The following is a 25,385-nucleotide window of genomic DNA, read 5'->3' on the forward strand; positions in this document are numbered from 1 at the left end:
GAATATGAAAAGTTTCAAATATATATTAAGAGGTATGCTGGTAGTCATGCTGATGTCTCTTGCCGCATGTAGCGAATATCTCGACAAGCAACCCGACGATCAGATTCCTGAAGAAAAAACCTTTGCCAGTTATGAGAAGGTAAACCAGCTTGTAACAGACTTATACCTGAGAACAAAAAGATGTAATGCGCCAATGACATGGCTGTCGCACTTTTCTTCTGCGGGTTTGACCGATGAAGCCGAGGCTACTAATGTGGAGGGAAATATCACAAACCGTTACAATAGCGGCGACTGGAGCCCCACAGCTGTGCCTCAGCCTAACAACGATATGTTCTGGAAAGGTATTTATAATACTATACGCCGGGCCAATGTAATCATTGCCGGAGTTACAAAGTATAACACTCCCGACAATCCTATCAATCCGGGCGACCTGAATAAAAGAGTCGGAGAAGCATATTTCATCAGAGGCTATTTGCACTATTTACTAGTACGTATGTATGGAGAAATACCGTATATCGATTATGTAGTAGATGCCAACCAACCTATGGACTTCAAGAAAGAATCGGTACATACGATTGTTGACAAGATTACAGCCGATGCCAATGAAGCTGCTAACCGTCTGCCTGCAAATCAGACAGGGATAGATTTTGCCCGTGCCGACAAAGGAGCTTGCTTAGGACTGATTGCTATCGCAAAATGGACTGCTGCTGCACCTATGTACAACGGAGCTGCCAGTTATGGTTATACAGGAAAACGCGAATTTGAATCTGAATATGCTTATGATGTTAAGCGTTGGGAAGCTGCCCGTGATGCAGCCAAAGCTGTGCTTGATTTTCAGGCTGATGGCAAACCTCGATATTCCCTCTATACCAAATATACTAATGCAGACTTCAATGATAGCGGTGGTAAAGACTATAACGGGTCTACTGTATATACCCGCCTTTGGCAAATGTTCTACGACGAAGAAGCATTCAAGAACGAAGCCGTTTGGTTTGTAACAAAGGACAAGTATGAAGGATGGTTTGGTGATATGTATCCTCCTAGCCGTGGAGGTGGATCCCGTCAGCAACCTGTACAGGAACAGGTAGATGAATACGAGTATATTTCTCCTGACGGATACGGTTATCCTATCTATGACAGTAAAGCTGTAGCAGACGGATATGATGACACTAATCCATATATGTCAGTCAGACGCGACCCTCGTTTCTACCGTGATATTATATTCCACGGAGCCGCGTTCCGCGATGGTGGAAACAATCCATCCGTTACAAATACAGCCTCAGGCAGTGACAAAATCGGGGCAAGTAATGCTACCACCACCGGTTATTATCACCGTAAATACCTGCAAGAAGGCTGGAACAGAAGTGGTAGTGTTTCCATAAGTGCCCCTGCAGTATGGCGATTACCGGAATTTATATATATCTACGCTGAAGCTGTAAATGAGGTATCGGGACCTAATCAGGCAATATACGATCTGGTGAATACCGTTAGAGCCCGCTCTTTTATGGCACCTATGCCAGTAGCCTGCAAAACAAACAAAGACCTGATGCGGGAATACATAAAGCGTGAGCGCCGTGTGGAATTCTACTATGAGAATAAGAGAACGTTCTATAGCCGTTTGTATCTGGAGCCGACAACCGAATCGGAGTTAAAGAAAGAGCAACAATGGCTGGCTGCAGGTTCTACAAACAACGAAAGGTCTAAAAACTACTGGGCTCAATACCATCAAGCATATCCTAAATGCCAACGCATGATCAACGGTATGATGCCTGTCGAAGACGCTAATGGTAAAATCGAAGTTGGAGGCAAGAAATACAGGATGGAACGCTTCTGCAAGGAAACACGGGTATTCGAAGCTCCTAAACATTATTATTGGCCTATTATGCAGACTGAGTTACAGAAGGCTGTGAATCTGGTACAGAATCCAGATTGGTAAATTTTTATTGGTTATCTTGTGAAAGAGAGTTTGCAGCTCTCTTTCACTGTTTTATGGCCTTTATTATTTATCTTTAGCCTTTAATATAAATATGAGAACCTTAGAATAGAAATGATAACAAAAATCAATTGAACATGAAACACTTAGGAGCATTTTTCTCTCTGATCATCTGTTTTAGTATACTTTCCTGCAGTAGTAAGAAAGAAAGTAAAGCATCTGTATCAGATAACTCTAACATCCTTCCGGAATGGGCTTTTGGCGGATTTATCCGTCCGGACGGAGTCAATCCACTAATCGAACCCAATCCGTCCACGAAATTCTTCTGTCCTATGCAGAAAGATTCTATAGGATGGGAAGAGAGTGATACATTCAATCCGGCAGCAGCTGTAAAAGACGGGAAGATCTATGTCTTATACCGTGCCGAAGACAATTCTGCCACAGGCATAGGCAAACGTACATCCCGTATAGGCTTAGCCGAAAGCACAGATGGTATCACAATGCAATTACGCAATACCCCGGTCCTATATCCGGCTGAAGATAACAATAAGGAATATGAATGGGAAGGCGGCTGTGAAGACCCGCGTGTTGCCATGACCGAAGACGGAACATTTGTAATGATGTACACCGCATGGAACCGGCAAGTTCCGCGCCTATGTGTAGCCACATCCAAAGACCTCATTACATGGGAAAAACACGGCCCGGCTTTCGCTAAAGCATATGATGGCCGCTTCAAAGACCTCGCGAGCAAATCAGCATCGATTGTCACCAAGGTAGTAGACGATAAACTCGTAATTACCAAAGTAAACGGAACCTACCTGATGTACTGGGGCGAACACATGATCAATGCCGCTACATCGACCGACCTGATAAACTGGACTCCTCTCCTCAATGAAAAGAACGAGCTGAAAGGCCTTATCTATCCACGCTATAAGTATTTCGACAGCGCCCTTACCGAGTGCGGCCCTCCGGCGATAATGACCGATAAAGGCATCCTGCTCCTGTACAATGGCAAGAACAGAACTGATGATAGACGTGACGAACGCTTCAATGCGGGCACATACAGCGCCGGGCAGGTCTTATTCGATTTGCAGAACCCATATAAAGTCATCGGACGGCTCGATACTCCTTTCTTCCGCCCAATGGCCGAATTCGAAAAAAGTGGTCAATACACTGATGGTACTGTCTTTATAGAAGGGTTGGCCTATCTCAATAACAAATGGTTCCTATACTATGGTTGTGCCGATTCTAAAGTTGGGGTTGCCATTTATGATCCCGGCAAACAAGCTCCTGGAGATCCTATCGAATAATAACGACACATCATCAATAAACTATATGCCAACATCTAATTCAGAGTTGGCATATTTTTTATCCGACACTCTGTTCAGAAACTCTCCAGATTAGCCATATTCCAAAGATTCAGAAATGCCAGTTTAGTGACATCCACCACCTTATCGTAATTTATCTTATCGGCTTCATCACTAGGTTTATGATAATCGGGATGCAGATCGGTATTATAGAAAATCACAGGAACACCTTTCTGCATAAACGGCATATGGTCACTCCCTCCCGGCGAACTGTCTAAGGAAGGATAGTCAGGGGTGAGTTTCAGACTGTAAGTTTCTATACCGGACTTTATCCATTCCCCGAATACCGGTTTACTATCGCTATAAAATACAGAAACATGAGCACCGTCTCCGTTTTTGTTGCGCCCTATCATATCACAATTGATATATCCTTTTATCGGGATAGGTGAAAGCAACGGAATAGCTATGTATGAAAAATGTTCTTCCACAAAATGGGAGGAGCCCAAAAGCCCCATTTCCTCACCATCCCAGAGTGCAAAAACAACAGTTCGTTCCGGTTTCTGCCCCGAAGCAACGAAAGCCTTTGCTATCTGCAATACAGCCGATACGCCCGAAGCATTATCGTCAGCTCCGTTATATATGCTATCGTTTGTTTCATTTGCCCTTATCCCTAGATGATCATAATGAGCACCTACCATTACTATTTCATCACTATTTTTTCCCGGAATATATCCCAGTACATTGCATAACGATAGTTTCTTACCCGATAAACTTTGAAAACGAGATGGGGTAAAAGGCTGAAAATATTTCCCACGCCAAGGTTTTATACCTATGCTATCCAGCATACCCTTTAAATATCCGGCGGCTTTAGCACCTCCCGGTTCGCCTCCCTTTCGCCCTTCGAGGCTGTCACTGACCAGAACCCCTATATAAGTAACGGCATCCTGACGGGTAATAGCTGACAAACCCTTTTCTACAGGGGTTTGAGAAAAGCAACAGATAGAGAGTAAGAGTAGTGTAGAAGTAAGTATATGTTTCATGTTTTTAAAAGTTTTTCAGGTTTGCCATATTCCATAGATTAAGGAAAGAGGCCTTGGTAATATCCACCAGCTTATCCCAGTTTATTTTATCTGCGTGATCGGTAGGCTGATGATAATCGGGATGTCCGTCGGTATGATACCAGATCAAAGGGATATCTCGTTTTGCAAAAGAAGCATTATCACTTCCTCCTATCGGCTTATCCCACGGTCTGTAGTCTGGTTTCAGATTCAGTTTGTATGCTTTTATATCATCCTTGAGCCATTCTCCGAATGCCGGATGCGATTCGGTATAAAAGTAAACGACGTGTTCCGGTTTCGCCTCATCCTTATTACGGCCTATCATATCAAAGTTAAGGTATCCTTTGACAGATGATACAAAAGGACAATCAGCCACAAAATATTCCGAACCCAGCAAACCCAATTCTTCCCCGTCCCAGAAAGCAAATATAACCGTTCTCTCAGGCTGCTGACCTGAAACGACAAAAGCTTTTGCTATCTGCAATACAGCTGATACCCCGGAAGCATTATCATCGGCACCGTTATATATTTTATCTCCGGCCAGGCTCTCATCCATTCCCAGATGGTCGTAATGAGCGCCGACAATCACATATTCATCTTTCCTTTTACCTTCGATATATCCCAGAACGTTTTTCAACTCCAGCTTTCTGTAGGCTCTTTCCTGCTTATATCTAGCTATAGAATCAGGATGTACTGAAAATCGCGCCCGTGTCTGACGCTCACGGCTATATGCTTCGAACGGCTGGAAATAAGAATCTGTATTCAGAGGCTTAACACCCATATCCTGCAACAGAGATTTGATATACTCCGCAGCTATACAACTGCCATTCTGACCCGCTTCACGTCCTCGCAAAGCATCACTGGCAAGGAACCCGATATAAGCTTCGGCACTTTCCTTGTTGATACTGCCGAGGCCTGTATCTTTTCCCGACTGCCCGAGTACAGACAGAGATATAAGAAAAGCGATTATAAGAAGTATTTTATCCATCTATCTATTGGTTATATCTGTACTAAACAAATTAATAAACTAGTCCTAATGTAATCCTAAAAGCATATTAGCTACAATAATACATAAAACAATTAAGGTTATCACCACATACATGTAGTCTTTTTCTATCAGAAAGCCAATTACAGAAAAAGCAACCCGCAATATAGGTGTCGCAATCAACACACATACCCCAAATTGTATAATAGCAGCGCCATCGAAAGATAAAACACGGGGAATTATAGTAGACAATTCCCTCAGATAATGTTCTACTCCGGGAAATGGCTGCCCGTCCGGAATCGGTTTGTAATGCTCCATAGACACCCCGTGATTCTGGAAAAGGTAAATAATACCTCCCAGAAGTGTAATACCACAGGCAAGGGTAACTCCATAGCGAAGCAGTTTTCCTATAAAGAGCTCCATATCCCTTTCGGCCCAAAATTCTTTTGTAAATATATTCATACTGATGTTTTAGTTATGAGTTGTTTTACTGTTTACTGATGACTGTTTACAGTTTACCTGTTATACCATTATATATCATCGAAACAGCCAGGAAGAAAATCACGACACTGAAAAGCAAGCGTAATTTTTTCACATTCGTCTTAGGCAGTATTTTAGAGCCGAAGAACGCTCCCAATAATACTCCCACAACGATAGGCATTGCCAGTCCGGGGTCTATGTATCCGCGTTGCAGGTAAATAACCGCACTCGCGGCAGCTGTTACACCCACCATGAAGTTACTCGTTGTGGTAGATACTTTAAAAGGTATCTTCATAGCTGTATCCATTGCCAACACTTTCAAAGCTCCCGAACCGATGCCTAACAGTCCGGACAAAACTCCCGCCAATGTCATCAGTGAATAACCACCCACTACATTGTGTACATTATATTTTTCTATCGTCCCGTCTTTTGTGGGATAAGAACCGTTAAGCTTTAGTTTTTCGCCCAGCTTATCGCCCGGGGCAGCATAATCGATATTCTCTTCCTTCTTGCTGATAGAGCGTACTGCCGAAAAAATCAATACACAGCCGAATATAATAGCAATATATACTTTATCGAGATACATAGCCACTATAGCGCCTATCACGGCTCCGGTGGTAGTCGCTATTTCGAGGAACATCCCTATACGCACATTCGTTATTCCTTCTTTGATATAAGCCGCCGCCGCACCCGACGATGTAGCAATCGATGTTACCAAAGCCGCTCCTATCGCATAGCGCATGTCTACGCCAAACCCCAAAGTAAGTAAGGGGATTACCACAACTCCCCCACCCAATCCTGTCAGTGAACCGATAAATCCGGCAAAGCAAGCACCGAAAAATAGGATGATGGAGAATACTTCTAAATTTAAATCCATTTCATTTATTTTTTTACGAGTGTAAAGATACTATTTCACAAGGGAAACAGGGAAAGCAAACAGTAATATTATCAAATATAAAACCTGCGAATCCTGTCTAGTAAACAAGTTAGCTTTATTTATGTTGACATAAACCTAAGATAGCATCTCTTTAACCCTCATAAACGATTCACATACATTAACTATGTTTAGTTAAAAGGTAACAGGTATTTCAGCTTTTAGCTGATAGCTTTTAGCCGTTAGCTATCGCATAAGTGATTTACAGTTAGCAGCAAACAGTATTTTCACGCACAGATGCTAAGGTGCAAAGTCCAATTCATCATTTATAACTCATAATTCATAACTTATTGCCAAATTCACGTTTATTAACTATATTTAGTTAAAACCTGACACATCTGACAGTTTTTTTATTGTTTTTATCTTGTCATTTTTGCATCTGCTAACTATATATGGTTAAAAAGTAACAAAGGTAACAGGGAAAGCAATTAAGAATTAAAGCCAATCAGTAATTGAGACAGTATATTGTAATATAAAAATGTTCGTTTTTTTACTACGCGCAATCAAAGATTGCTTGTGTTCCTTTTGCCCAAAGCCCCAAAAGGAACCAAAAACGCTTTAGCACCCCACTTCAAAGGCCGACCCGTTAGCAGAAGAGACGGCTAAACGAAAAAATTCGCTCTGAGGTTTGTATAGCCCGAATCGCCGGATAAGCTCAAACATGTTTTCGTTTTTTAGCCTTTCTCTCCTGACGGGTGCCCGTCCGTGAAGCATACGGCGCCTGCTGACGCGTATTTATTCTTCAAAGGGCTTTGCCTTACTAAGGCGTCAGCGGATGCGCATTAGAGACGCAGGCGGGCACCTGTCAGGTGCAGTCGGCGTAGAAAGGGACGGGGCGATAGCCCGTTTGTCCCCTTCAGCCGGCAAACCGTTGACAGGTCGCCGAGGAACGAAGCGCTAGCCTTTTGGTTCGTTTTGGGCAATGCCAAAATGAACATTCTGACGAAACGAAGTGAAGTCGATAAGAATAGAACGTTAAAATGTAACAAACATAACTGTCTTTTCAGTCATTTACTAATATGCCATTCAATACATCAAAGAACTATCAGCTAATAGCTAAAGACTATCGGCTCTTATTATATAGATAAAATTACTCCATTCCCATCATAGAAGAAAACTTCATTTTTTCGTTTTTATAGAAACAAAAAAGATGTATCCAATGAATACATCTTTTTTGTGAATGGAATACCTAATTATAAAAACAGGTATAATCTATTCATATAATCATCTGTAAAAAGACTGACTTCCCAACCGAGTTTCTTACAGTTTCTTTACTATCTGAGTAACATCAACAAGGCTGAAAGCTTCTCTGAAAATCTTCAAGATTTCATTGTAGGTAGAAGAATATTCAGCTTCTACTTCAAAACTCTGAACGCCGAACGGACGACATTCGTTAATTTTGGCCTCATGGCTACTTCCAATGTTGTAAATTCTTTCCATAACTTGATTTTTTTAGAGAAAATAAAACAGCAGTATAACTTATTTTGAAACATAAAAAACCATCAATACTTTGTCTTATTTCACTGTATAAACAAATATAACGATAATAACATATTTTTGCAAACTTTTGTTTCGTAAAAATTCATTTTTAACATCACAGATTTATCGCCATCTTCAACAAATAACTAAATAACTGTATATGAGCTATTTAAAATAAATAATCATTTACTAAACTTCAAGACAAAGAGCTATAGAGAACAAATTATATTTCAGATCAAAACTTTTTCGATTTCGAAAAGAAACTTTTAGAAGATTTCGTCGAAACTTTATTCGAAACCTAAATTAACCCAAAGCTTTTGCTAAAATCGAAATAGGATGTTCACAACACTTTGTTGTGGACATTTCTATCTGCCATTTACATGTTTCGCAATCGGTTACTACATAATCTATATCACTAGCTTCTATCTGCCCGAACAAAGGCGCGCCAATATCCTGAGATGTTTTATAATTCTCCTTCTTAAACCCATAGGTCCCCGCGATACCACAACATTGCGAATCAAGAACTTTCAGTTCTATATTCGGAATCAGTTTCAATAATTCTATCGAATAGTACGACCATCCCAGTTTTTCCATATGACAGGGTGTATGATAGGCTACCTTTATTTTTTCTTTACCGAATTTCAACTTTACATCTGTTGTACTTAACAGACGATATATATAACGCGTCGCAAGCTCTACATTATCCCTTACATCGGATGTATCTATATCCAGTAAATGAGGATATTCGTCCCGTATGGTAAAAGTACAGGTAGAAGAAGTTGCCACCACGGGGATATTCTTTTCCGATACCGATTCCCTGATAGAAGTCATATTCACCTCCGCCTGTTTCTTCGCCTGATCTATAAGGCCATTGGAAATCAATGCCACACCGCAACACTTCTCTTTTCTAAGCAACTGAACACCAATCCCAAGTGCATTAAACACCTTTACCAAATCTTTTCCCAACTGCGGATTATTATAATTGGCATAGCAGCCATGAAAATAGCTGACTTGCTCCTTAAATTTCTTTTGCTTATCCGCCTGCTTCTTATACCAGCTTTCGAATGTACCAAACGAATATTTCGGGAAAGTACGGTGATGATCTATCTTCAAAGCAACATCCAGTACTGACTTCATCGGCTTCAATCCTAAAGCCAGATTCACGATGGGTGCAAAGGGAGTAGCCAGCGAGCCTACAATATCCGTATTGGCAAGAATATAATCCCTCAATTTCGGTTTTTTCTTACTGTATTTTATACGTGCCGACTGAATAATGTCGCCAATCTTCACATTAGAAGGGCATGCCACTTCACACCTCTTGCAATTGATGCAATATTTCAATGCTTCATCGTAAAAATTCGACTTTTTCAGACGCAGACGTTCTCCGTCAGGACCGGCCTGCTTCGGTCCGGGATAGTCGGGGTTTACAGCTGCCACAGGACAATATACCGTACAGATGGTGCATTTGATACATTGTTCGAAATTATTATCGCTTATGTTATGTTGCTGAAGATTCATAACCGTTCTCCTTCCAGGTCTCAGACCTATTATTTTTTTTACTTACTTAATATTTTATCCGCTATAAACAAGGCGCTAAGGATGGAAACCCCTGCCCCACTGCCCTCTTTTACGGGATTGAATCCCTCCAGAACCGCACCGGAAACATATAGGTTTTCTACAACTTTACCTTTACGCAAAGCATTGAATGTTTCATTTGTCTTTACGCCAAATTCCTGATAATTCTGGCTATCGAACATATTCCGGTTGTACCAGTCTTTCCTGTCGGAATTGAAAGACACATCCAGGTCGAATACAGGCTCGTAAACCCGCGAACGGGTAGCAATCAATCCCTGACTGAAATAGCTTCCTGTTGCCAGAACTATATTATTAGCACTGAAAGGGATATTACCGTGATTGTAGGAATAAACCTTCGTCACCCTGTTATCTTCCACATCAGCCCGCTTCACCGTATCGCCCAACATATACACACCTCCCGAATGAATAAAATAATCATGCATATACTGTTGCGTGTGTATTCCTATTATAGACGGCGGCAATGTCGGAATCAGGTATATCGGCTTACCTGTAGCCCTCCCCAAGGCAGGAAGCATATTTGCATTTTCCAATCCGAAACACGCCGGAAAGATGATAGCATCGCTATCCGGCGCCGCCTTACCCAATATCCTTATCAATTCATCTTTATTAGATTCCTTATCGAGTATCCGTGCGATATTTGTCGAACGCAACTCACTCGGATTGCGGCGGAGATGATCCAGACCGGGCAGGCTAAACAGATGAATATCGCTCTTCGTACCTATTTTAGCAAATTCGTCCGCTATAAACTGAGGATAGAAATCAAGGAATCCGGCAATATTAAAAATCGAGACTTTCCTCCACGGCAATTCCCGTTCCGATTTACTGACAGCAAAATCAGATGTCGACAACCAGGTAGGTTTCAATGTTCCCATAGGAGTTATCCGGTAATGATTTCCCATAGAATCACCTTGAAAAGAGAGGCCTATTCCTCTGAGAAAAGCTTCTGATTCACCCGCCAATTCACAAAATTTATCTCCACCTAATTTTGCATACGGATGGCAAGGCGACATCCGGATCAAATCCTTTACAGACTTCTGCGGATTAGTCACTACTTCGCCATCAGGTAATGCATTCAACAAGTCGAACGAACCTGATGAAAAATGCAACGCACTCTGCCCCGAAGATACAATCGCACAACGGTGTCCGTGCTGCAACAAACGTATTCCACATACAAGGCCGGATAAGCCTCCTCCTATAATTACAGTATCAAACTTCATCTTTTCCTTCTTGTTTTTGTGACAACTTCAATCCGCACACACTTTCGTATACCCAGTTTGTATATTCGCTCTCACGCAACGTATCGCCCCATGCTATGGGATAAATACCTTTCCAGCGTTCGTTCAGGAAGTAAGCCAGGTCTTCTTTGGCACTCTTTGTGCACAACTTATCCACATCACTCATAATACCGGCGGCACGGCAGGCACACAGCTCTCCCTGACATGTTCCCATCCCTACACGTGTACGGCGACGAAGGTCAACCAGATTGGTCACATTCAGTTCTTCCAACGCATATTTCACCTCACCTACCGACACCTCTTCACATTCGCAGACCAAACTGTTATCATCCTCTGTATTTCCCGATAAATTACCGGCCACATCACCATGACGATAAATAGCGGATTTACGCTGTGCCGTGGGAAGTGATATTATTCTTTTACTTATATCTTCCATTTTCTCCCGCGAGCCGGGCAGATTCTCTTCGGCTGTAGTACATTTATTTGACACATTCAGCTTTTGACACACAAGATCGGTAGCCCATTCTGCCATCAGGCGGTAAGTCATTAATTTACCCCCTGTAATAGTGATATATCCTTCCAAACCGTCACGTTTTGCATGATCGAGCAAGACAATACCCCGGCTTACACTACGTCCTGTAGGGTCATTATCAGAAGCGACTAAAGGCCGTACTCCTGCATAAGCCCGTAATATACGTGTCCGATTGAGTATCGGGGCTAACTTCTCCCCTTCACGGATAAGCGTATCCACTTCTTCCGGAGTTACAATCATATTATCTATCTGATCGTATGGAATATTGCTCGACGTAGTGCCTATCAGCGATATTGTATCTCCGGGTACAAGTATGTCGGCATCGGCAGGCTTTCGACACCTGTTCAGTACCATATTATTTATCCGGTGACCAAAAATCAACAAAGCCCCTTTAGCCGGAAGCATACTTACTTTTACTTCTGCAAATTCAGATATATGTTGTCCCCAAATACCTCCTGCATTTACTACAACAGAAGCATACAGTTCTTTTGCTTCTTTCGTTTTATGGTCAAAAGCCTTTACCCCCACAATCCGATCTTGTTCGCGAATCAGTCCTACTACTTCATTATATGTATAAACTACTGCACCGTAATTCTTCGCATCTATCATATTGGAAGCAGTAAGGCGAAAGGGATCGACAGATCCATCGGGCACTTTTACTGCACCTATGATATCCTTATTAGCAGATGGCTCCATTGACAGTGCTTCCCCCGGATCTATTATTTGCGCATTGATACCCGCGACAGTACAGGCTTCAACAAATTTCGACTGATAAGCTATGTCATCTTCAGGCAACGTGAGAAATAACCCATCTGTTTCCTCTATACAATGACTGGCTATTCTTTTCAGAATCATGTTCTCTTTTATACATTCTTCTGCCGACTCCCTATCAGTGACAGCATAACGCGCACCACTGTGAAGCAAACCATGATTGCGTCCGGTAGCACCTGTCGCTATATCAAATCTTTCCAACAACAGTACATGCAAGCCACGGCGGGAGCAATCACGGGCAACTCCTGCTCCGGTAGCACCTCCTCCGATAATGATAACATCGAACAACTTAGCTGAATTAGGCTGATTGATATCCATGCATTAGTTTTTTTAGTTTCACTATACAAAAAAAGTAAAATTTCGGAATATTTCAAAATATTTTCGAAACTATTTGAAATATTTCGAAACTTATTCTTATAAAGAAAGCTGAGACAATTACCTGTCCGCTAAACTTTATTGGTAATTAATTGTTTTATTATTGACATATTTAAATACAAAAGGTATGAAACAACTGACACTTGCTTTATTTTTTAGCTTAATAATGATATCCATGGTTCAGGAGGACAAAACCGTATATGATTTCAAGGTAACGGATATCGACGGAAAAGAATTTGATTTTTCATCCTTAAAAGGAAAAAAGATTCTGGTTGTAAATGTAGCTTCTAAATGTGGTTTAACTCCTCAATATACAAAGTTACAGGAACTATATGAAAAATATAAAGATAACAATTTTGTGATCGTAGGCTTTCCGGCCAACAACTTCAATGGACAGGAGCCAGGAACAGACGAGGAGATCAAAACATTCTGTACGCTAAATTATAACGTATCCTTCCCGATGATGAGTAAAATAGATGTAGTTGGAGAAAACAAAGCCCCAATCTATAAATGGCTTACCGAAAAAGCCGAAAATGGAAAATTGGATACCGAAGTACAATGGAATTTTCAAAAGTTTATGATTGACGAAAACGGCCATCTGGTTGATTTCGTTCCTCCGCGTGAAGATCCATTTTGCGACAAAATAGTAAAATGGATTGAACAAAAATAAACACTTAATTGTCTATTTATATAATTAAGTTTTTAGAATCTATCAAGATAAAGCTACGGCTAGATAAGATAGTGACAAAAATATACCTCAAATCATTCAAGCCATAATCTTACTTTTAGTAAGACCCCACCCTATAGACAAAATAAATGCAAGAGGGCATCCGCAATTATATGCGAATACCCTCTTTGTTATATTTATATGTCTATATAATTATAATTCTAAAGATTGTTTCGTCGTCTCGATGTGGTCACTCCTCTATATACCATATATAATAATAATATAGACAAAATAATAGGTAAGGAAATATCACCTATCGGAGCACCGACATTACCTGGATTAGACCACTCATCTTCACCCGGCAAGAATGGATCTTCCCAAGAACTCGATTTGGCCAAAAAGCCCCGTGCCGGTGCTGCCAAAGCCGAAGTTTGAGTCTCACTGGCTATAGATCTCTTCTCTTTTTTTAGATATGAAGTTGAAGGTAAATCATTTGTTATAACCGGAGCATCAAGTATCTCCTCTGCCTGGATGGATACTGAAGTAATCGTTAAACAAAAGAATAACGTCAAAAACATTAATATTCGTAGTTTCGTTTTCATCTATCTTTATTTTACGTGCGTCGTGTCTGTGTAATTAACTTAGCTTACGTCGTTGTATATTTTAGTTCTGTAAATTCACAAATTTAACTGTATGATTTCTTTTACCTGTAATTTTTACAATGTATGTCCCAATATTCAGTGGTTTTACATATGACCACGGTTGCTGTAATTCTGTAATCTTTGTGCGTCCCATCAGACGTCCTTGCATATCGTAGATAACAACATCACTATTCACATCATCTTCAATTAAACCGGATATGTATAAAGTTGATGAATTATAATAGCAAGATATTGCCTTTTGTTCATTATCAATAACAGAGCCTCCGGCATCATAGAAGCGAAGAATAAAACGATTATCATTTACTTCACTTGTAGAATTCGATGCAGCCTCTGATACAAATGTATATTCAGTTTCAGGTGTAATCTTCACAGCCTTATTATCTAAATACCGATCAACAAGCCATACACCAGGAACAGATTCGATGTTTTCCAGCCCATAAAACTTTAGGGTCATCTCCTGGGTTGAAGACGGCGGCATAAAATACAGAGCTAATTCTTTCGTCTGCGTAGGAATAGCATTTCCTAAGAGATTTTCCTGATCACTGGATTTTGTGTAAACGATTGCTTTGCTTTGCTCAAATGAAGTCTTGGTCGGCTTACCGTTTACTTCATCCACATATGTTTCAAATGCTTCGGATATACCCTTCCTTGTATCATACGCATCCTCTTTATACTGAATCTTAGCATTATCGTTAAATATCACGGTTGCTCTGTCAGCTACACCATTATTACTCTTAGCCTCTACAATAAACCAGTCTTTCATCACAGAAGAATTGTCACTACTAACCGATGCCTTAGTCGCCTCCGCGCTCTTAGTAAAACGGGTCAACCCAAAAACCTGCAATTCCGGATCAAGTTTGATGGTTATAGGCTTGCTCGCCTGCAAACAAAACATTTGCATAGGAGAAATCACATGCTGCAATGGATTAATAATAGGTGCTGCTACTTCAGCTCTTCCATCCTGAACTCCATATACAGCCGATGTACCGTCACGGCTAACAAAATCATAGGTTGTCTTGTAATTGTAGATATTTTTGATAGGATCATATTTAACCAAAGCCTGATTTATCATCCAATATTTAGCCCTTACATCTGCTGTTGGAGAAACAGAAGATATTATCACCTTATTAGATTGGTCGGGGGAGAATAAGGTGGATCGAAATCCGTTCGCAATAGTTGAAGCCTCTGTAAGCTCAGCATAAGTAGTTCCATCACTTTCAGGATTGGCATTAAAGCCTAGCAGGGGGTTCAAACTTATCGGAGCCATAAAAGGATTACCCAAAAAGTTCAACCCTTGCTCCAAATCCACTTCTACAGCTCCGGTATTAAACTTTTCCTGTGTCATTAATTCGTATCTGGATCTGTCTTTACCACCTTCTATATATGTACCACCCAATCCAGCCACTGGATAAACTGTTCCAGTAGGATAAGCCTTACCCGTAGCAAACTGAACTGCATCATATAAAAAACGGCTAAAGCCTTCCATACTTTCACCAATAGCAGCATTATCATAGAAGATACGACGGTTAAAAGTATATCCGCCTCTGGCACGGTTGTCGCTTTTTACATTCCAATGACTCCACCTGTCATTAATATTATCCGGCCCCGCAGTATGGTTTGCATGTGAAACTTCCATACTAATAAAATACCCGCGTCCGGCTTTCATTCTAAAGAGTGGATCAACAATCGGCCCTTCCCAAGAAGTAATACTACTCCCGCTCGGCTTAGTCAATGTATGGTAGAACATATAATCGGCACCTAATTGTTCGAACGGAGGAGTAAATCCAGTCAGCCTATTCCAACCTGCTCCCCCATTGGGATTGGAAGTGCCTGTCCTGAGTGCCGTTCCATCGGGAGTAGTAGGAACAACAGGTCGTGGTCTATTTGGTATCCCGCTGTCTTCAAAAGCACCATCATCTTCACCACCGCCATATTTATACAATTTCAAATCCACCTCGCTATAGGTTGCTAAAGCTACCGGATCTGAAGCTGTCGTTGAGTAAACATTTTTAACTCTGGCAAAACCGGTATTTACTAATAACGGTTCAGTAACCCCATCCGCATTTACAGCCAAACGATTATTTCCGTTTGCACGGATGTAATCTACAGAAATTGCGGCCGAAACATTAACCAACAGGTTATTATTTGTTTTTTTCTCAATACTAATCGTAGGAAAATCGATCCATTTATTTTTTTTCTGATTCTTCGTATAACTGTCCGCACTCGATAACAATGATATAGCCGATCCGTCACTCTTAGTCCCATATATATGTTGCTGAGCAGTACCGATAAAAGCAATAACACCGTCTTTTTCATCATTATTCGCCTTGCCGACAAAAAGCTGTGGAGAATCTTCCGTATTATCATCAGGGTCTTTTGCGTTTATAAAATTTCCGGTTATTTCCGTACGTCCTTTCTGCATAATCGCCGCACCTGTGGCAAATTTAGCTGAACCGCTGATATATAATGTTGTTGACGGACCGTCACCTTTTTCCGCAGGATTTCCGATATCTTTATATTTGACATACGTTTTACCTTTGGAGTAAAATATCACATCAGATTGCCCTTTAAGGAATAAAGGCAGAAGAAGTAATACGACTAATACTAATCGAAGTTTCATTATTGTAGTTTTATTAAAGTCAGTCAAAATCAAAATGTTATCCTAAAAACACCATAAGGAAGACAAGTTTATAAAGTTTCATGTATCTTCAAAATTCCCTACAAAGATAATTTTTTTTTCTTATTAATGAACATTTTAGGTCATTTTTTAGTTAAAAATAACATGTTCTCTATTACATACAAGAATATACGCCAATCAACTGGTATACAATCACAAATGACGCCCCCTCAATAAATCATTTACAGTTTTTACTGGATTAAATGTCTCAATAGGAACTTCCACAAATATTGTATTCCAGTCAGACATAGCTCCATTCCATAATCCGGGCAGCTCCAAAGCCTTTAATTCCTTACCATTTTTTGATTTGACAGATATAAACCCTGTGTTGTAATCCACATAATCTTTCAGATTGAAATGATATCCTCTGTAATCTTTTACACTACATACAATATCTACAGGATTAAAGTGTGTACCACTTTTGAACATCTCTTTTTTTGCCTCATCAGACATATCTATCTGCGAACTTTCCAGAATCTGAGGAGAAACCGTTTTATCTGAATTCACCGCCAGAAACGGCCCTCCGCCGGGTTCCCCAACATTCCTTACCATACCGCAAACACGACATGGCCTGTCAAGTTTACGTTTTAGATAAAGAACAAGCTCTGCATCTTCCAAAAATTTCGTTTCCGGATTCTTCACATTCAGCACACTCTGCACAAAATACAAAATTTTCAACAATTCGTCATGAGTATATTTTCCACTATCTAAAAGCTTCAGATAATCGAAAACTTCCCCCTGAGTTTCCACCAGCACACCTGCCAGTATCTTTTTATATTTAGTTTCAATTTCTTTGTATTTATCGGGGACTGTATTATCTATATTTTTCACAAATATAATATCTGCATCCAAATCGTTCAGATTCTCAATCAATGCCCCATGTCCTCCGGGTCTGAATACAATTTTATCATTATCCCTGAATGGCTCATTATTAGCATCCACAGCAACAGTATCAGTACTGGATTTCTGCTCACTAAAACTTATACTGTAGTTCACGGATAATTCTTTTTCAGCTTTTTCTTTTTCCGGACCTATCAGCTTTTCAAATAAGCTTCGATGCTCAGGAGATACTGTAAAATGAAGATTTATCTCCCCTTTGTCATTCCGGGCGTACAGATAACCTTCCTGTAAATGTTCTTCGACCGGAGTCCGGGAAAAACCATCGTAGCGGTGAAACCGAAGTAATCCTTTAGGCAAACTTCCATAATTAAGGCCTTCTGTTTTCAGCAGATTCTTCACAATGGGTTTATAGTCGCCATCGGCCAACAAAGTATTGATATCTTTACCTTCATTTTTGATACAAGCCGCATCCAACTCTTCATAGAAAGCGAACTTTTCAAGTCCTTCAAAAAAAGCTTTTTCAAATGCAGATGTGGGTATGTTGTAAGGTGCATCCAGAAACTCAAACAAATCCTTAAACATTCTGCTGGCAGCACCTGAGGCCGGGACAAACTTCATTATTTTACGACCCGAAGATGCATATTTACTCCATGCATCCAAATATTTTTGTTCCTCGCCGGCAGTAACCACCATTATTCCTTTTTCTACCGAAGCAGGAGCTGATATTTCCAAGAATGGAAATCCTTTTTTGAAACTGTCGATTTGTTGTTGAAATCCTTCCGGGGAAATACCTTTTTCCTCAAGGTAAAGTTTATCTGATTCTGTGATCATAGCCTTACGTTATACATCTATATTATTAAAGTCCAACTGCAAAACTAACAAAAATATCGCAAAGTTACCCCAACTGTTTAAAAAATTCCCATATAACAATACCCGCTGCAACGGAAACATTCAATGAATGTTTTGTTCCATACTGAGGAATTTCGATACAGCAATCACATAAATCCACAACCTCCTGCCGGACGCCTTTCACTTCGTTCCCTAAAACGACAGCATATCCTTTTGCCTTATCCACCACCAGTTCATCGAGCATAATACTGCGCTCAGCCTGCTCTATAGCACAAATAGTAAAGCCTCTGTCTTTCAATCCCCTGAGAGCGTCTCTTGTATCTTCATAATACACCCAATCTACAGAATTTTCAGCTCCCAAAGCTGTTTTGTGTATCTCTGCATTCGGCGGACAAGCTGTTATCCCGCATAGATAAACAGATTCTATCAAAAATGCATCTGAAGTACGAAAAACCGATCCTATATTATTCAGACTCCTTACATTATCTAAAATAACAACCAGCGGAGTTTTTTCCGCGTCCTTAAATTCGTCTATCGAAATCCTGTTAAGTTCCGTTATTTTTTTAACCCTCATAGCTCCTAATCAATCAGAATAACACTTGCATAATCCAACTGCGCTCCAATAGGCGGATTGCGTTTTGATAGTTTAAGCTCGATACTTTCTATTTGAGTATATTTATTCTTTAGACGATCGATTATACGTTTCGCTGCATGCTCCAATAATTTTGACGGTATCATCATCTCTATTTTAACATCCTCATAAACATCTGCATAGCTTATAGTATCATTCAGATCGTCTGACACAGACGCTTCCCCGAGGTCTACTTCAATCTTCAGATTAATGACATAAACATTCCCGACCACCCTCTCCTGATCAAAAACGCCATGATTGGCATAAAAGGTCAGGTTTTCTAATAATATAAAACTTTTCACAATTATGTTGTATTTTGATTATTCGACAAGCAAAGATAGGTAAAAAGATGCATTTCTAATGATTTACCGGTCATACAGGAAACATGTTATAAACTATTAAAACCATTGCTATTTTTGATGAAGATACTTATAGTTCTGATGATTTTTAACTAAGTTTGTTTTCTAATAAACCCGAACAAATTAGTAGCATGGCAAAAATCAAAGAGGTTATAACAACAGCCAACACTCACAACATCCTCGCCTCAGGTACGCAAATAACAGGCGACATCAGTGCTGAAGAAGATTTTCGGATAGATGGCACAATAGAAGGAAATGTAAATTGTAAAGGAAAAATTATAGTAGGAAACAACAGTAAAATTACGGGCGACATAAACTGTTCCAACATAGAAGTATGGGGAACCGTAAACGGAGATATCTCATGTGTCGAAAATGTTATACTCAGAGCGTCCTCGTTCCTGAAAGGGAATATAAAAATGGCAACAATAGAAATCGAACCCGGTGCTAAATTTGATGGCAGCTGTTCGATGTATAAAGGATAATAATATTTATACAAATATAAATTATACAATATATGAGTAATACAATTCATAAAAGACTGAATTCTTTACGCAAATTCATGGAAGAGAAAGGATTACATGCCTTTATTATTCCCAGTACAGACTCTCACCTGAGCGAATACCCTGCGTCACACTGGGCTTCAAGGGAATGGATAAGCGGCTTTACCGGATCGGCCGGAACAGTAGTTGTAACCCGCGAAAAAGCCGGACTATGGACAGATTCACGCTACTTCCTTCAGGCGGCAAGCGAACTGAATGGTACGGGGATAGACCTCTTCAAAGATGGTTTGCCTCAGACTCCCGCCATTGATGAATGGCTGGCCTCTGAATTAGGAAAAGGTGACTATATAGGTATAGATGGTAACGTATATGCCGCTAAAGAAGCATTCAGCCTGACACATAAACTGAATATGAAAGGATTGCATCTGATTAGCGACTATGATCCGTTCGATACCATTTGGCACTACAGGCCTGAAATCCCAAAGAATCCGTTCTTCGTACTACCTGAAAAATATACGGGAGAACCGGCACGCAAAAAAATAGCACGCATATGCGACTCTGTTGAAAAAAACGGGGCCGAATCGTTACTTGTAGCTTCATTGGATACCATTGCATGGATATTCAACATCAGAGGAAATGATGTAAAATGCAATCCGGTGACCGTAAGTTATGCCTATATTTCACGCAATGAAACAGTACTGTTTATCGATCCGAAAAAACTTTCCGATGAAACGACAAGTTATCTGAAAACAGAGGGAGTAACAATTGCCGAATACTCCAAAGTATATGATTATGTATCAAAAATAAAAACATCCGTTTGCCTCGACAGCAGCAAAATAACTTTCAGCTTATATAATACAATCCCAACAGAGAACAGGGTTGTAGATATTCCATCTCCGGCCGATTTGATGAAAAGCATAAAAAACGAAGCCGAAATACAAGGGTTCAACAACGCGATGGAACGCGATGGAGTAGCCTTGGTACGTTTCTTTATGTGGCTCGAAAAAGCTGTACCGGAAGGTGGCGTTACAGAAATTATGATCCCTGAAAAACTGGTAGAATACAGAAGTCAGCAAGATAACTTTGTAGGGGAAAGTTTTGACACCATCTCAGGTTACGGCCCTAATGGAGCCATCGTGCATTACCATGTATCACCTGAAAGTTCGGTTGAAATCAAACCTGAAGGTTTCCTGCTGGTAGATTCCGGCGCGCAATACTTTGACGGCACTACCGACATCACCCGTACTGTAGCTGTAGGTCCGCTTACTGAGCAAATGAAAAAAGATTATACAATGGTTTTAAAGGGACATATCAGCCTTGCCACTGCCATTTATCCGCAGGGAACACGTGGCAGCCAACTGGACATCCTTGCACGTAAATCCATGTGGGACAACGGCATAAATTATTTGCACGGAACAGGGCATGGCATCGGGCATTTCCTCAATGTACATGAAGGCCCGCAAAGCATCCGTATGAATGAGAATCCTACAACACTACAGATCGGCATGGTTACATCCAATGAACCGGGACTATACAGAGCCGGGAAATATGGTATCCGCACAGAAAACCTTATACTTACACAGCATGAGACAACTACAGAATTCGGAGATTTTTATTCATTCAAAACCCTTACTCTTTGCCCGATAGATACAACACCGGTAGTGAAAGAAATGCTGACTAAAGAAGAAATTATATGGCTCAACGAATACCACAAATTTGTATATGATCGCCTCTCCCCTCTGCTAACTGAGGAAGAAAAAGGCTGGTTAAAAGAAAAAACGGATGAAATATAGTATACTAATTCTTATAAGCCTCCTCTTTGTATTTAAAGCGGAGGCTCAAAACAACACAGACAAAGACGAAGCAAGCTTTCACCTTGATGCAAACATTCCATCTCAAAAAAATAATATGCTATACCTGGGCTACTATTGGAAAGGTACCACCTACGCACGTGATTCGGTACAACTCTCCGGCGAAGGAAAAGTCAGAATCAGCATTCCGGAAGGATTAACTCCGGGACAATATTTCATTTTCATAAAACCTGACTTTCGCATAGACCTCCTTCTCGATAAAGGCGAAGATGATATACATCTATATATAAATGAAGAGGATTTTGCAAAAAGTACTATAACGGGCAGCCATAGCACCAAACTATTGTGGGCATATCTGGATAACATCCAAAAAAGGGATACAGAACGACGTAAATTGGAAAAACAACTTGAAGACTCATCCATTACCACTCAAAAAAGAAAGAATCTGGGTGAGGAAATTCAAAAACTAGATGAAAATACTCAGGCTTATATACAGAAGACAATAGAAGATAATAAAGATAACTGGTTCGGAGTTTTCCTGAAAGGGATGGAGTCTGTTACATTACCTTATAAACAGCCAAAAGACGGGAAAGAATTCCAAGAAAACAGAGAATATGGCAAACGGCATTTCTTTGATAATATAGACCTCACCGATCCCCGCCTATGGTCGACCAACTATATGAACAGCTACATAGATACTTATCTGCAACATTGGGTAGATCAGGTACCCGATTCGGTAGCCAGTGCTGCGAGCAGGCTTGTAGCCAAAACAAAAGGAAATGAATTTTGTTTTAAAGAGATGCTGTCGAAACTAACAAACGAATCACTAAAGAGCCTGAGAATGGGTGATGAAAATATCTGGGCACGTCTGGCTGAAGATTATATTTTCGACAAAGATATAGCATGGATCGATAGCACCCAGAATTCGGAATTACGGAGACAATACGAGTTGATTAAAAACAACCGTATCGGGATGAAAGCTCATAATCTGACCTTGCAAACCCTTGAAGGCGATACTATCAATACAAACGATATTGATACGGAATATTTGCTCTTATATTTTTATAGTCCAAGTTGTGGGCATTGCCAAACGGCCACACCCGAGCTTCACGACAAACTGTATGCAAAGTATAAAGATAGAGGGCTTAAGGTAGTAACGATCAATTTGAGCAACGAGAAACAAGAGTGGGAAAGATTTGTAAAAAGCAAAAACATAGGCGATTGGATAAATTGCGCCGATCCTGAATATAAATCCCAATATTGGATGTATTATGATACATCAGGTATTCCTGCTATCTTCGTTCTGAATAAAAACAAAACAATTATAGCAAAAAAAGTAGACGAACAAAATCTGGAAAAACTTTTCGATTATTATATAAATAACAATGGCATTAATTAAAGAAGTTAGAGGGTTTACACCCGAAATAGGAAAAAACACATATCTGGCCGAGAATGCAACAATCATCGGCGATGTGGTTATAGGAAATGATTGCAGTATCTGGTTCAGCACCGTACTGCGTGGCGATGTGAATTCTATCCGCATAGGAAACCGTGTAAATATCCAGGATGGCAGTGTACTGCATACATTATATCAAAAGTCGGTAGTAGAGATTGGCGATGATGTTTCTGTAGGACACAATGTAGTCATACATGGGGCTAAAATAGAAAATGGGGCATTAATTGGTATGGGAGCCATCGTTCTCGACCATGCTGTTATCGGCGAGGGAGCCATTATAGCGGCAGGCTCTGTTGTACTTAGCGGTACACAGGTAGAACCGGGTAGTATTTATGCCGGCGTACCTGCCAAATTTGTAAAAAAAGTAGATCCCGAGCAAGCTAAGGAGATGAATCAGAAGATTGCAAAGAATTACCTGATGTATTCGGGCTGGTTCAAAGAAGAAGAGTAACTTGGAAAGAATATCGGTAAGGGAAATAAAAAAAGAGGAGCTCTTTGTTCTTGAAAGTATGCTGTATGAAGCAATTTATCAGGACGAAGGCTCTGCGCCTCTACCATACGATATAATCAAGAGTCCGGAAATAGACGCTTATATACACGATTTTGGTAAACTGAAAGATGATTACTGTCTGGTAGCAGTACTCAACGACAAGATAATAGGTGCAGTATGGATACGCATTCTGGCAGGAGAAGTAAAAGGCTTTGGAAATATAGATAATGAAACTCCTGAATTTGCAATCTCATTACTCAAAGAATACCGGAATCAGGGCTACGGCACATTATTAATGTCAAGGATGATAGAACACCTCCGCAAAGAAGGCTATAAACAAACATCCCTGAGTGTAGATAAGAATAATTATGCTGTGAGAATGTATCAGAAACTGGGATTTGGAATTATACAGGACAGGGAACATGATTATTTGATGGTATTGGATATCAAGAAAAAACACCAAATAATAAGTCCTGCCAAATACAATAAACAGTTGGGCATATTAATGATTGTATTCAATTCCTGTTGGCTGTATCTTGCTGTAAGCAGATTATACTCCCAACACTTCGGTGGAATACTATACTTCTTTATGTATCCCGATTGGTTTCTTGTCCTTGAAAGTATTTGTAATATAATTGGTATTTTATTAGGAGTAGCTATTATATACAAAAGACTGAAATTCAGACATGGGTTACTGATAAATGCAACAATATTCTCCATTTGTATGTTTATTGGAATATATATTACATTGTAAAAAGCGCCATTATGAAAAAAGATGTTCTGAAAAAAATAATCGCTAAGCCCGGAGAAAAACATAAAGTCTCCGATTACCAAACAGGCTACACTGCCGGATTAAATAAAGACGAAGCAGAAAGACTACTGACTGAAAACACGGAAAAACTGGCAAAGCTCCAGGATAAACTCTATGCTCAGGATCGCTATTCCGTCCTTGTTATTTTTCAGGCAATGGATGCCGCCGGAAAAGACGGTACGGTAAAACACGTCATGTCGGGTATTAATCCGCAGGGATGCCAGGTATATTCTTTCAAACAACCATCGGCCGAAGAACTCGACCACGATTATCTGTGGAGAATCTATAAATGTTTGCCTGAGCGTGGAAGGATAGGTATATTCAATCGTTCACACTATGAAGACGTCTTGGTTGCCAAAGTGCACCCGTCAATAGTACTGAACGGGAAACTACCTAAAATCAACAAAATAGAAGATATTGACGATAAGTTCTGGAAAAAGCGTTACAGGCAAATCAATGACCTTGAACGCCACCTGACCGAAAACGGAACCATAATACTAAAATTCTTCCTCAACGTATCACACGAAGAGCAAGAAAAGCGTTTTCTGGCAAGGCTTGACGATGAATCAAAAAACTGGAAATTCTCTGCATCGGATCTCAAAGAACGCGAACACTGGGACGATTATATGAAAGCATATTCCGATATGCTTACCCATACATCTACCGAAGATGCCCCATGGTATGTAATCCCGGCCGATAACAAATGGTTTATGCGATATGCGGTAGGAGAAATTATCTGTGACAGGATCAACGATCTCAAATTACATTATCCTGTATTAACAGAGACTGCTAAACAAGAATTAGAAGCTGCAAAAAGAATTCTGGCACCCCAAAACACTGACGTGGAAAAGTCCAAAACTTCGCCGAGAACCCCAAAGGCTGCGAAAATAAAAACAATAAAAGATAAGCAAGCCGCCAAATCTGACAGAAAAATAAGAAAGTCGTAA

Annotated in this window: 23 protein-coding genes; 11 read left to right on the forward strand and 12 right to left on the reverse strand. The window is 40.3% G+C overall.

Translation table 11 applies throughout. From position 1 onward, the window contains the following. Positions 1-4 precede the first annotated feature (4 nt). Entirely contained in the window at positions 5-1,936 is a 1,932-nt protein-coding gene (locus tag IR083_RS13135; protein ID WP_194224659.1) for a RagB/SusD family nutrient uptake outer membrane protein, read from the forward strand. 134 nt (positions 1,937-2,070) lie between these two features. Further along, the gene (locus IR083_RS13140) at positions 2,071-3,243 is read left to right on the forward strand and encodes a glycoside hydrolase family 130 protein (RefSeq protein WP_006799709.1); all 1,173 of its coding nucleotides are present in this window, start codon (positions 2,071-2,073) and stop codon (positions 3,241-3,243) included. A 74-nt stretch (positions 3,244-3,317) separates the two neighbouring features. Here the strand turns inward: IR083_RS13140 and IR083_RS13145 are convergent, their stop codons facing one another. From IR083_RS13145 to IR083_RS13160, 4 genes are read right to left on the reverse strand one after another with little or no spacing between them, the layout of a single operon-like run. Then, the gene (locus IR083_RS13145; RefSeq protein WP_194224660.1) at positions 3,318-4,280 is read right to left on the reverse strand and encodes a M28 family metallopeptidase; all 963 of its coding nucleotides are present in this window, start codon (positions 4,278-4,280) and stop codon (positions 3,318-3,320) included. A 4-nt stretch (positions 4,281-4,284) separates the two neighbouring features. Continuing rightward, positions 4,285-5,286: a M28 family metallopeptidase gene (locus IR083_RS13150; RefSeq protein ID WP_006799711.1), complete on the reverse strand. Its 1,002-nt coding sequence runs from the start codon at positions 5,284-5,286 to the stop codon at positions 4,285-4,287. A gap of 45 nt (positions 5,287-5,331) precedes the next feature. Beyond that, on the reverse strand, positions 5,332-5,745 hold the full coding sequence (locus IR083_RS13155) for a DUF1634 domain-containing protein (protein ID WP_006799712.1): 414 nt from the start codon (positions 5,743-5,745) through the stop codon (positions 5,332-5,334). 46 nt (positions 5,746-5,791) lie between these two features. Beyond that, positions 5,792-6,640: a sulfite exporter TauE/SafE family protein gene (locus tag IR083_RS13160; RefSeq protein WP_006799713.1), complete on the reverse strand. Its 849-nt coding sequence runs from the start codon at positions 6,638-6,640 to the stop codon at positions 5,792-5,794. Positions 6,641-7,472: 832 nt separating this feature from the next. Here IR083_RS13160 and IR083_RS24800 point away from each other — a divergent pair. Then, on the forward strand, positions 7,473-7,598 hold the full coding sequence (locus IR083_RS24800) for a hypothetical protein (protein WP_262893171.1): 126 nt from the start codon (positions 7,473-7,475) through the stop codon (positions 7,596-7,598). Positions 7,599-7,957: 359 nt separating this feature from the next. On the opposite strand, the gene IR083_RS13165 is transcribed toward IR083_RS24800, so the two are convergent. The 4 genes from IR083_RS13165 to glpA all read right to left on the reverse strand — a co-directional run bounded on the left by IR083_RS13165 (position 7,958) and on the right by glpA (position 12,628). Next, complete coding sequence (locus IR083_RS13165; RefSeq protein ID WP_006799714.1) at positions 7,958-8,137, reverse strand: hypothetical protein; 180 nt, start codon at positions 8,135-8,137, stop codon at positions 7,958-7,960. A gap of 342 nt (positions 8,138-8,479) precedes the next feature. Continuing rightward, positions 8,480-9,694 carry an anaerobic glycerol-3-phosphate dehydrogenase subunit GlpC gene (gene glpC / locus IR083_RS13170; protein ID WP_194224661.1) on the reverse strand — a complete coding sequence of 405 codons (1,215 nt, stop codon included), beginning with the start codon at positions 9,692-9,694 and terminating at the stop codon, positions 8,480-8,482. Between the two features lie 38 nt (positions 9,695-9,732). After that, positions 9,733-10,989 (reverse strand): glycerol-3-phosphate dehydrogenase subunit GlpB, encoded by a 1,257-nt coding sequence (gene glpB / locus IR083_RS13175; RefSeq protein WP_194224662.1) that lies wholly within the window; start codon positions 10,987-10,989, stop codon positions 9,733-9,735. After that, positions 10,979-12,628, reverse strand: a complete 1,650-nt coding sequence (gene glpA, locus IR083_RS13180; protein ID WP_194224663.1) for an anaerobic glycerol-3-phosphate dehydrogenase subunit A — start codon at positions 12,626-12,628, stop codon at positions 10,979-10,981. Before glpA ends, glpB begins: the two co-directional genes overlap by 11 nt. A gap of 184 nt (positions 12,629-12,812) precedes the next feature. On the opposite strand from glpA, the gene IR083_RS13185 reads away from it, so the two are divergent. Both IR083_RS13185 and IR083_RS13190 read left to right on the forward strand, forming a co-directional pair. Next, positions 12,813-13,355, forward strand: a complete 543-nt coding sequence (locus IR083_RS13185) for a glutathione peroxidase (protein ID WP_194224664.1) — start codon at positions 12,813-12,815, stop codon at positions 13,353-13,355. A gap of 225 nt (positions 13,356-13,580) precedes the next feature. After that, entirely contained in the window at positions 13,581-13,787 is a 207-nt protein-coding gene (locus tag IR083_RS13190) for a hypothetical protein (RefSeq protein ID WP_044215992.1), read from the forward strand. A gap of 228 nt (positions 13,788-14,015) precedes the next feature. On the opposite strand, the gene IR083_RS13195 is transcribed toward IR083_RS13190, so the two are convergent. The 4 genes from IR083_RS13195 to folB all read right to left on the reverse strand — a co-directional run bounded on the left by IR083_RS13195 (position 14,016) and on the right by folB (position 19,313). Beyond that, positions 14,016-16,634, reverse strand: a complete 2,619-nt coding sequence (locus IR083_RS13195) for a T9SS type A sorting domain-containing protein (RefSeq protein WP_194224665.1) — start codon at positions 16,632-16,634, stop codon at positions 14,016-14,018. A gap of 210 nt (positions 16,635-16,844) precedes the next feature. After that, complete coding sequence (locus tag IR083_RS13200) at positions 16,845-18,362, reverse strand: DUF4301 family protein (protein ID WP_194224666.1); 1,518 nt, start codon at positions 18,360-18,362, stop codon at positions 16,845-16,847. A 64-nt stretch (positions 18,363-18,426) separates the two neighbouring features. Beyond that, complete coding sequence (locus tag IR083_RS13205; RefSeq protein WP_006799722.1) at positions 18,427-18,954, reverse strand: RNA methyltransferase; 528 nt, start codon at positions 18,952-18,954, stop codon at positions 18,427-18,429. A gap of 5 nt (positions 18,955-18,959) precedes the next feature. Beyond that, positions 18,960-19,313, reverse strand: a complete 354-nt coding sequence (gene folB / locus IR083_RS13210; RefSeq protein WP_194224667.1) for a dihydroneopterin aldolase — start codon at positions 19,311-19,313, stop codon at positions 18,960-18,962. 188 nt (positions 19,314-19,501) lie between these two features. Between folB and IR083_RS13215 the strand changes: the two genes are divergently transcribed. From IR083_RS13215 to IR083_RS13240, 6 genes are read left to right on the forward strand one after another with little or no spacing between them, the layout of a single operon-like run. Further along, entirely contained in the window at positions 19,502-19,852 is a 351-nt protein-coding gene (locus IR083_RS13215; RefSeq protein WP_242052411.1) for a polymer-forming cytoskeletal protein, read from the forward strand. Between the two features lie 32 nt (positions 19,853-19,884). Next, on the forward strand, positions 19,885-21,663 hold the full coding sequence (locus IR083_RS13220; RefSeq protein WP_194224669.1) for an aminopeptidase P family protein: 1,779 nt from the start codon (positions 19,885-19,887) through the stop codon (positions 21,661-21,663). After that, positions 21,653-23,080 carry a thioredoxin-like domain-containing protein gene (locus tag IR083_RS13225; RefSeq protein WP_194224670.1) on the forward strand — a complete coding sequence of 476 codons (1,428 nt, stop codon included), beginning with the start codon at positions 21,653-21,655 and terminating at the stop codon, positions 23,078-23,080. Before IR083_RS13220 ends, IR083_RS13225 begins: the two co-directional genes overlap by 11 nt. Then, positions 23,067-23,588 (forward strand): gamma carbonic anhydrase family protein, encoded by a 522-nt coding sequence (locus IR083_RS13230; protein ID WP_194224671.1) that lies wholly within the window; start codon positions 23,067-23,069, stop codon positions 23,586-23,588. Before IR083_RS13225 ends, IR083_RS13230 begins: the two co-directional genes overlap by 14 nt. A 1-nt stretch (position 23,589) precedes the next feature. Continuing rightward, on the forward strand, positions 23,590-24,381 hold the full coding sequence (locus IR083_RS13235) for a GNAT family N-acetyltransferase (RefSeq protein WP_242052412.1): 792 nt from the start codon (positions 23,590-23,592) through the stop codon (positions 24,379-24,381). An 11-nt stretch (positions 24,382-24,392) separates the two neighbouring features. After that, entirely contained in the window at positions 24,393-25,385 is a 993-nt protein-coding gene (locus IR083_RS13240; RefSeq protein ID WP_194224672.1) for a polyphosphate kinase 2 family protein, read from the forward strand.

The organism is Dysgonomonas sp. GY75, from assembly GCF_015234155.1.
GTDB lineage: Bacteria > Bacteroidota > Bacteroidia > Bacteroidales > Dysgonomonadaceae > Dysgonomonas > Dysgonomonas gadei.

Coding starts and splice junctions, on each gene's coding strand:
- IR083_RS13135 (WP_194224659.1), top strand. CDS start 5: ATGAAAAGTTTCAAATATATATTAAGAGGTATGCTGGTAGTCATGCTG.
- IR083_RS13140 (WP_006799709.1), top strand. CDS start 2,071: ATGAAACACTTAGGAGCATTTTTCTCTCTGATCATCTGTTTTAGTATA.
- IR083_RS13145 (WP_194224660.1), bottom strand. CDS start 4,280: ATGAAACATATACTTACTTCTACACTACTCTTACTCTCTATCTGTTGC.
- IR083_RS13150 (WP_006799711.1), bottom strand. CDS start 5,286: ATGGATAAAATACTTCTTATAATCGCTTTTCTTATATCTCTGTCTGTA.
- IR083_RS13155 (WP_006799712.1), bottom strand. CDS start 5,745: ATGAATATATTTACAAAAGAATTTTGGGCCGAAAGGGATATGGAGCTC.
- IR083_RS13160 (WP_006799713.1), bottom strand. CDS start 6,640: ATGGATTTAAATTTAGAAGTATTCTCCATCATCCTATTTTTCGGTGCT.
- IR083_RS24800 (WP_262893171.1), top strand. CDS start 7,473: ATGCGCATTAGAGACGCAGGCGGGCACCTGTCAGGTGCAGTCGGCGTA.
- IR083_RS13165 (WP_006799714.1), bottom strand. CDS start 8,137: ATGGAAAGAATTTACAACATTGGAAGTAGCCATGAGGCCAAAATTAAC.
- glpC (WP_194224661.1), bottom strand. CDS start 9,694: ATGAATCTTCAGCAACATAACATAAGCGATAATAATTTCGAACAATGT.
- glpB (WP_194224662.1), bottom strand. CDS start 10,989: ATGAAGTTTGATACTGTAATTATAGGAGGAGGCTTATCCGGCCTTGTA.
- glpA (WP_194224663.1), bottom strand. CDS start 12,628: ATGGATATCAATCAGCCTAATTCAGCTAAGTTGTTCGATGTTATCATT.
- IR083_RS13185 (WP_194224664.1), top strand. CDS start 12,813: ATGAAACAACTGACACTTGCTTTATTTTTTAGCTTAATAATGATATCC.
- IR083_RS13195 (WP_194224665.1), bottom strand. CDS start 16,634: ATGAAACTTCGATTAGTATTAGTCGTATTACTTCTTCTGCCTTTATTC.
- IR083_RS13200 (WP_194224666.1), bottom strand. CDS start 18,362: ATGATCACAGAATCAGATAAACTTTACCTTGAGGAAAAAGGTATTTCC.
- IR083_RS13205 (WP_006799722.1), bottom strand. CDS start 18,954: ATGAGGGTTAAAAAAATAACGGAACTTAACAGGATTTCGATAGACGAA.
- IR083_RS13215 (WP_242052411.1), top strand. CDS start 19,502: ATGGCAAAAATCAAAGAGGTTATAACAACAGCCAACACTCACAACATC.
- IR083_RS13220 (WP_194224669.1), top strand. CDS start 19,885: ATGAGTAATACAATTCATAAAAGACTGAATTCTTTACGCAAATTCATG.
- IR083_RS13225 (WP_194224670.1), top strand. CDS start 21,653: ATGAAATATAGTATACTAATTCTTATAAGCCTCCTCTTTGTATTTAAA.
- IR083_RS13230 (WP_194224671.1), top strand. CDS start 23,067: ATGGCATTAATTAAAGAAGTTAGAGGGTTTACACCCGAAATAGGAAAA.
- IR083_RS13240 (WP_194224672.1), top strand. CDS start 24,393: ATGAAAAAAGATGTTCTGAAAAAAATAATCGCTAAGCCCGGAGAAAAA.